General features: G+C 47.7%; 4 protein-coding genes. 1 reads left to right on the forward strand and 3 read right to left on the reverse strand.

Annotated elements, in window-relative coordinates; translation table 11 throughout:
* The 3 genes from Q0628_RS03315 to hemW all read right to left on the reverse strand — a co-directional run.
* Positions 1-2,951, reverse strand: a 2,951-nt coding sequence (locus tag Q0628_RS03315; RefSeq protein ID WP_298768156.1) for a hypothetical protein, incomplete at its 3' end; no start/stop codon positions are given.
* Positions 2,952-2,974: 23 nt separating this feature from the next.
* A complete protein-coding gene (locus tag Q0628_RS03320; protein ID WP_298768157.1) occupies positions 2,975-5,698 on the reverse strand; it encodes a hypothetical protein in 2,724 nt (907 codons plus the stop codon).
* Between the two features lie 134 nt (positions 5,699-5,832).
* The gene (hemW, locus tag Q0628_RS03325) at positions 5,833-7,005 is read right to left on the reverse strand and encodes a radical SAM family heme chaperone HemW (RefSeq protein ID WP_298768158.1); all 1,173 of its coding nucleotides are present in this window, start codon (positions 7,003-7,005) and stop codon (positions 5,833-5,835) included.
* 240 nt (positions 7,006-7,245) lie between these two features.
* Between hemW and Q0628_RS03330 the strand changes: the two genes are divergently transcribed.
* Positions 7,246-8,325: an adenylate/guanylate cyclase domain-containing protein gene (locus Q0628_RS03330; RefSeq protein WP_298768159.1), complete on the forward strand. Its 1,080-nt coding sequence runs from the start codon at positions 7,246-7,248 to the stop codon at positions 8,323-8,325.
* Positions 8,326-8,410: the final 85 nt, after the last annotated feature.

Below are 8,410 nucleotides of genomic sequence, written 5' to 3' on the forward strand. Positions count from 1 at the left end.
AGCGGGAATCGATCCACCACCTTGACAGGCACTTCGCGCTCGTATTCGTCGGAAGTGATGTAGGGCAGATTTTCAAAGGTCGCACCCGGATAGAGCGATACGCTATCCTTGTTGTTTCCCTTGAGCTTGAAGTTCTTGCCGACAAAGATGATGATGTCCTTGGCAGGCATGTAGACCTTCTTGACCTGGCCCACGTCAAATCCGTAGCGGGCAGCTTCCTGCTTGAGCATTACCATCATTTCAGGATTTCCGATGTCCACCGGAATCAGGTCAATGTTATACTGCACAAACAGGGAATCCAAGCCCTTCGTGTTGCGAATGGCAAAGGCATCCTTGATGACATTGCTACCCACCTCGACCACCGAGCATTCACGCTGGTAATTCGCACCTGCACCAGCCTTGTCCCCATAGGTAATCAACGCCTTGGCATCCTTCGGGAATTCACCGACACCAGGCAAGCTCAAATTGTCAACATTGACAACGATACGGTCTCCCTTCAGCACGGGATTGACACACTCCAAGGTATCCTTACCGACAACAAGCTTCACCCCTTCCAAATAGTAGGATGCAGACAAGGTATCTCCCAGGAGAATTTCAAGATAATCCAAGTTCATATCGGAATCGGAATCCTTGATGTAGCCCATGCGAGAGTCTGGAATCGGGTCATAGAAATTAATGTTATCGATAATAACCATTTCTCCGCCGCCGTAGACCCTAACCGAGCCACCCTCGACAACCTGATCTGCAGTCACAAAAATCGTCACGGGATCATTTGCCGAAATCTTTAGCGTATCGAGTTTTTCTCCGGTGCGCGGATCAACCAAGGTAACGCCCGACTTGGAAATAAGGGTAAGCGAATCTGCCGTACCGAAATATTCCTTGACCTTGTCCTTATCCAAGGTTATGGCAACAATCTCGCCCACCTTAGCAGAATCGAGGCCGGAATTGTAATGCAGATCCATCGGGATTCCCTTGGGATCATTTGTCAACACATAGGAATTTCCATTCACGACAATAATCTTAGGATTCGTCGGATCCGGATCCGTCGGTTCCAGAACAACCGTCTTGGAGACTAGCGAATCGCCCTTTTCAAAGTCATCTGCCGAGGGATAGTTGTCAAGTCCCGAGCCATCATCCGCTTCGTAGTCATCGGCACCGAAGTACATTCTGGACGAGCTGGAAATATCATCGACATCGTCACCGGAACCAATGGCGCGACTAGACGAAGATCCGTCCTCGACATCTTCACCATTTCCCTGTTCGCCACTCGACGAGGAATCACCAGTGCTTCCTGAGCTACCGACATTGCCTCCCGAAGAACTCGAACCCGTATTTTCACCGGAACTGGAAGAACCAACATTTTCGCCACTAGAACTGCTTTCCCCGACCCCGTCAGAGCTAGAGCCCACATTGCTTTCGGAACTGTTCTCAGAAGTACCGCTAGAACTACCTTCACCCGTGCCACTGGAACTGCTTCCGTCCGTGCCGCTAGAGCTGGAGCCTACGCTACCGCTACTTCCCGTATTAGCTCCGGAACTGCTAGAAATTCCCTCGCCAGAGCTAGAACTCTTGGCGCTGCTACTGCTAGACTTCGCGCTGCTCGAAGATTCCTCGAATACAACCATCGAAGAAGAACTACGAGAACTGCTGGAAAGATCTTCGTCACCACCGGTTTGTCCGCCTTCGCGAATGACCCCCACTCCAGAAAGAGGCGCAAGGTCGTCGAGATAATTGTCGATCCACTGCACATGAATGAGGACATTATTGTCAATCTGCTTGCTCGGATTTGCCGCATAGTCCACGAAGATCATATGTCCCGTATTAGACGCAACAAACAAATGCCCATAACCGTCAGTCGTTCCCTGGTCCAGACGCCAGCCCACACCACCCGTACGGGGACCGGAAAGATTCTCGGTTGTCTCCACAAAGAAATAGTCACGCATGTCAATAAAGGCGACAACCTCGGCAGTCGGCTTTCCTTCCGAATCACGCCCGGGCTTGATTTGCACAATACGCGATCCGCCGAACACAAAAATCGTCTTGGAATAGCTATCGTAGGCTCCGCCGTGAGCACCTTCCAAAGAGTCTATCAAAATTTTAGTACCGACAGACGTAATAACCTTTTCGCCAATCTTGCCGCCGATTTCCGCCTGGTTTTCGCTAGTCACCGTAGTCCAGGTCGTATCGGTAAACACACCAAAATAGGCTCCCGCCGAAGCGGCCTTTCGTGAATTTGCCGAGCAGGCCCTATAATTACCGGACTCGTAACGCTCGCAACCACCACCGAAATAGTCCGAATAAGTGAAATAAGCCGTACCTTCACCATCCCAGATAACAGTCGCCAGTTTATCATCCTTTCTACGGTTCGTTGAAGCCGGTCTCAGTTTAACCTGATAACCTGTCGTGGCAAAATTTCCGACAGATGGATCCGGTGCGGTTGAATAACGGTAAAGGTATCCCGGAATACCCGCAGCCCAAAGCCACTTCTGGTTCGGGTCCATCATCAAGTGCCAGAAACCACCTTTTCTTGTCAGCGGGGTAGAAGCCGGCTTGACAAGGCACTGCCCGCCATTCGCCTTCGCGGTCTTGCTCACCTTGTAGATCTTTTCGCCTTGACCAGCAACAAGCAAGTCACCATCAGGATGGTGAACAATACCATCTGCACCCTGCACGCCATCGCTCATGGTACACAAAGTGGTCTTGTCAGAAGGTTTCATGAGCAAATAACCGGCACCGTTATATTGATAACTGATGCTCTTGACACGATCTTCCTTCTCATACTTAGTATAGTACAAGGTCGCCTTGGTCGAGGCATGCGGAACAATGTCGCCTACCTGCTGAATCCAGATACCCGTCGCCGGATTTTCCGGGACACCGTATGTCTGAGACATTGCCGGAACCGCAGCAACGCCCAATAGCATGGTCGATAGATATTTTAGCATCTTAATCATGATTGCACCCTCGGAAAAAATCCTTATTTGGCCCTCTTCGCAGAGATTCCCCATCTAAAGATTCTTTCAACCTTAAAGTCATCCTTTGCTCCGTAAACCTTAATCTTAAACTTCGCAAGGTAAATTCCTACGCCCACGCGGCGTCCATTGTCAGCGCGCATATTCCAGCGCACATATAATTTGTCAGGATTTTCAAGACAATTCCCGTCAAAGAAAGGATCATCGCAAGCTATGCGGCCAGAGGCTCCACCCACATAGGCACCCAAGTTCGTATAGACATACAGTTCCCAACTGAGGCCAATCTCTTCCAAATCCGGAGTCGTTCCTCCTACGGAATCTTCAGTCATAATCGTAGAGAAACCAACATCCATCAGCACGCCGAGGGAAGACTGATCCGAGACCTGCTTGGCATCTTTCACATGCTCAATCGTAAACGGCTTCACACGATCACTGAGCTCGGCTGCACGATTCAAATCCGCAAAAGAAGTCGTCACCATGATCACGCGGGGATCACCCTCTACCATGACAGAAGGTGCGTTTTCCGATACATAGTTCCCCTTCGTATCTTTCAGGCCACTCGTAAAGTTAGAGAAACGAACCGAATCAGCCGGATTCATGCGGTCAGCCAATTCTTCACCAGCTTCCATATGGAAAGTGACCGTACGCCCATCGTCACTCCATTCTGCAGATTCTAGGTTATAATGCACCCAGGAACCGTCTACATAGAATTCCAGGCAGTCATCCGTCAAGTCAAGTTTCTTATAGTCTATCGCTTCGGAGAAACTCACTCTGAACTTATCCGATTCCATTCTCTGAAAAGATTCCGGACTCAGGAATGTTGATGAGATTACAGGCGCCATGTAGTCATTCATCCCATACAAGACTTCTTCCCTTGTCGTGTCGCCATCAACAGAGAGTTTGTTCGAAATGAATGCAAAACCATATTCCGTCTTGCCATCCTTGGAGTATGACTCGTCTATTCCCGTCAACATTGTCTTAACATCATACTTTTCCGGATCAAGAGCAAAACCAAGGACCAGTCCATCGGAGGAAATCGTGAGGTCGGACAAATTCGGCTTAATCGCCACAAGCTCTCCATCATTATCGAGCCAGTAGAAGGTGATGTCCATCTTTTTTAGGTCACTTTCCGTAATTGGAGATTCAAAACCCACCGAGGCACTATCCATACGGCCATCCGCATCCCGATCGTAGAAGCCATTCTTATCGTTATCAACCAGCACGCGTCCACCATTCTGCACCGGGACCTCCTGGTTGTTCGCATTTGTCGGGACTCCATCGGCCGCAGTCAAGATTCCATCCGGACATTCGGATTTTTTACAGAAGGTCTCTATCTTGACCATATCGCCAACATGGACAACTCCGGAATCCACCGCAAATTTCCACAGATTCCCTTCTTTTGAAAATGCGGAGACATCAATTGCGACACCATTCAACTTTAAGCCCAGACCGGAACGCCAAGTCGAATCCATATCCTTATTGAATCGGACAACTAAGGTATCCTTCTTACCGGTTCCCTTCAGAAGCGTTGCAGACTGGATTGCAGCACCAATACTATCACGCAAGTCCGTAGTCAATGTATCGCAACGGTTGCCGACGGTCGTACAAACATAAGCCTTAACCTTACCCGTTGCAGAATCCGTCTGCAACTCGACTTCGACATCCGGCAGACCATAGACTTTTCCTTTACGCTTCACATCGCCACCGTATGTTTCAAAGGACTTGTCATTCGGCCAACTATAGCTGAAGCCCTCCACTTCAGCCGAATCCATCTTTCCACCGAACCAGGTCGCTATACTATCGCCAACACCATCTCCATCGGTATCATAAATAGCAGCACTATCCAATGTCGGCATATCGGGATTCGTAAATTCATAGTTTCCCGGGAACGGATCCGTCAGAACATACTTGGTTTCACCATCAGCATCCTTACCCGTCTCGAAAGCGTTGAGCGTAAAGCTCGACCCATCGGTCACGGACTTAGTTGCCACCATCATGAAAGAAGCCTTACCATTTTCAACATCCAGGCGAATGCTACCATCGGACTGTTTCAGGTTAACTCCACCGATACTCAGATAGTTGATGGATTCGCTTTCACCAAGAGGTTTGATATGGAAAGTTTTTTTCAATGTGGAATCGACACGATCCTTTTGCGGACCGACCGGAATCAACGCCTCGACATGAACCTTCAAGGTGTCACCCACTTCCAAAGACACATCCGTCTTTTTGGTTATCTCCTTGTAATTGTCATCGTAATACTTGAGATAGGGCACATAGAAATTATAAACCAGGCTTACCACCGGATTCGAAGCGGACGCGTCATCCGATGTTCCTAGCATAAAGTTGTAGAGTTCGTAGTTACTGGAAATCCGAAGATTCACAAGTCCGGAGTCTTCATCGCTCTTCACGGGCATCAGGTTAAAGACATCGGAAGAGTCCTCCGAAGCAAGGAACAGCGTTAAGGTGTCACGGCCAACCTTTTCTTCCTGAGGAGCATAAATGTAGAACGACGCTCCCTTGATCGCATTTTTCTTGATCAAGGCGCTATCAGGCGGAACCACATACAACTGAGATCCACGGACATTCCAGATACGGTAATACTTGCACCGAACATCCGGCTTGTCCGCATAGTTGATGCAGTCTACATCTTCATACGCCAAGGCACCTGTCGCAAGCCAAAGGAGCGACAGAACAAGGAACGAAAGAAGATTTTTTTTGAACTGCAACATAATGACCTCAAATAGCAAAAAATATGCAAATAAAAATTCACATGCCTCTCAAGTCAAAGATATGTTTTTTTTTATTAATATGAACAAGAAAAACGGGGGTTGTGACATGAATCTCCCCATATTTCCAAAGCAACTTATTCCAATCTGGAATAGGAATTTGCAAGATCCGTAACGATATCATCCATAAAAATCCAACCCCGGCCTTCAAGCCTTAGGGATTCGGTATTTTGTAAGAAATTCGTCACTATTTCACGCTTCAAAAAGCCCTTCTCAATCCACTTGGAACAACATTCTTCCGAGAGTTTTATTTTGTTTTTCGCAAGGTCGTTTAAAATGATGCCCCGAGACTGACGCAGGGACAGCCACAGTAGCTCCATAATTTCGTCCTCTTCATCCAAGTTATCGACATTCAAGCCGTTTTCGGGACATCCCGCAAGGACATAATCCCTCCATCTTGGATACAGCTCTGGTGCACAGAAACGACACCTGTCCAAAAAACTGTGAGCTCCAGGGCCAAAGCCGACATATTCTCCACGGTCCCAGTAATTGCGATTATGGATACTTTCAAAGCCTGGTCTTGCGAAATTGGAAACTTCGTAACGAGCAAGCCCCTTCTTTTCCAGGATCTCAACACCTCCCAAATACATCGCCTCGTAAAGGGAATCATCGACAGACAGCTCCCCTTTGGCAATGCGATGCCCTAGTCGCGTACGAGAAGAAACATTCAGTCCATAAAAGCTCAGATGGTTCAACGGGAAATCCGATAGCCTGTCGACATCCTCCAGGAAGCCATCTACCGTCTGACACGGCAAATTGAACATCAGATCGGCAGAAACTTGCAGAGAACCAACCGAAGTCAAAAGGCGCAGGGCATCCAATCCCGCCCGCACCGAATGGGAGCGTCCCACAAGTCGCAGTAAATTCGCATCAAAAGTCTGAAGACCAAGGCTAACGCGATTTACGCCCAACCTGCGAGCAAGATCCAACCGGTCTGCAGATGTCGATTCGGGATTAAATTCCATCGATATTTCGGATAAACGTTCCACATCAACCCCCACCTCCCTCAACGTCAAAAAAATACGCCGAAGGCAGTCTCCGGGCAACGCAGAAGGTGTTCCGCCTCCCAAATAAAGCGTTTTGGCAGTACCGAGCAGTCCAGGATGCCCGCTTTCGAAACTTTCAATTTGCTTACATAAAAGTTCAGTATATTCCTGAAAAAGACTGGATATTGCAGGTAGAACCCTAAAATCGCAATAATCGCAAATCTTGAAGCAAAAGGGAATGTGGAGATAAACGCCGAACATCATACTTATCAAAGTTTTTTTTGCTTTTTGCAAAAATTTAGATTATATAAAGGGTATGGAGAACGATGAAAACCAAAATTGGCAAAAAAAAATAAAGAAAAGGATTCCACTCCTTGTCTTTCTGTCGTTGTCCACCATCATCTTCTTTTTAGCATCGGCCCTCGTGCTAGATGAATCCTACAAGGACATCATAATCATCGCCATGATCTGGGCCCTTCCCCTCTTTATCCACTGAAGTATCCTATGGCTATCTCACGTTTGACGCAGCGCAAGTGCAAAGCTATTGGTTTTTATATTTTCAGCTGGGTTTTCGTCACCATCGGCGCGACAGCCCTTCTTATGTACGGCTCTGGCGAGGATTTCTTTACCAGCAACAAGCTCCTGTTCATGCTGCAGCTTTCGCTGTTTACGGGACTTGCCCATGGCATCTACGATGTAACCATCCTGCAAGACGAAATGGACAAGAGACCGGTCGCCATCGCATTCCTGATTCGTTCCCTCTTCTTCCTTTGCTCCATTTGCGCAAACCTAACCCTCTGCATCCTTATCTGGGAATTAGACAAAAGCGAGGGCATTATTAACGATCATTCGCTCAGGCATGTAATAGCGTTCTTCAAGGATCCGAACAACCATATTCTAATTTTTGCCCTATTCCTGCTGGGGCATCTCATTACATTCATCCGCTCCGTTCACAAAAAATTCGGCACAAGAGTTTTTATCAACACCGTTCTAGGCAAGAACCAGGACCCTAAAGAGGAAGACCTCATTTTCATGTTTATCGACATGAAACGCTCTACCGAAATAGCCGAAGAACTCGGACATGTCAAATACAGTAACTTTATCAAGGACTACTACAGGCTACTTTCAAACTGCTGCGAAGAAAATCATGGCGAAATTTATCAGATAGCAGGCGATGGCGTCTTCTTGACCTGGAAAACAAAAGACTGCCGTAAACACGCCCATCCGCTAAACTGCTTCCACGATTTTGAAGAATGCCTGAACCGAACCTCCCAAAAATTCATGAAGAAATACGGTAGAGTTCCGTCTTTCAAGGCGGCAGCCCATTGCGGAAAGGTGATTTCTACCGAAGTCGGGAACTTTGGAAGCGAAATGGCCTACCACGGGGATGTTCTGAACACAACATCCCGAATCCAGGGACTCTGTTCCAAGCTTGGGCAGAATTTCCTAATCTCCGAGGACCTATTCTGCAGACTCCCCCGTCCTCTGCCTCACGGATTCAATTGCACTAAAACGGGGTTTTTCGAACTGAAAGGAAAAAAATCAGAAATTTTGCTATTTTCCCTCATAAAGCCCTTGACATAGCATTCTTATTATTCTATAATTGGGTCACCTCGCGGGAATAGCTCAGTTGGTAGAGCACGACCTTGCCAAGGTCGGGGTCGAGGGT

The sequence above is a fragment of the uncultured Fibrobacter sp. genome (genome assembly GCF_937877005.1).
Classification (GTDB): domain Bacteria; phylum Fibrobacterota; class Fibrobacteria; order Fibrobacterales; family Fibrobacteraceae; genus Fibrobacter.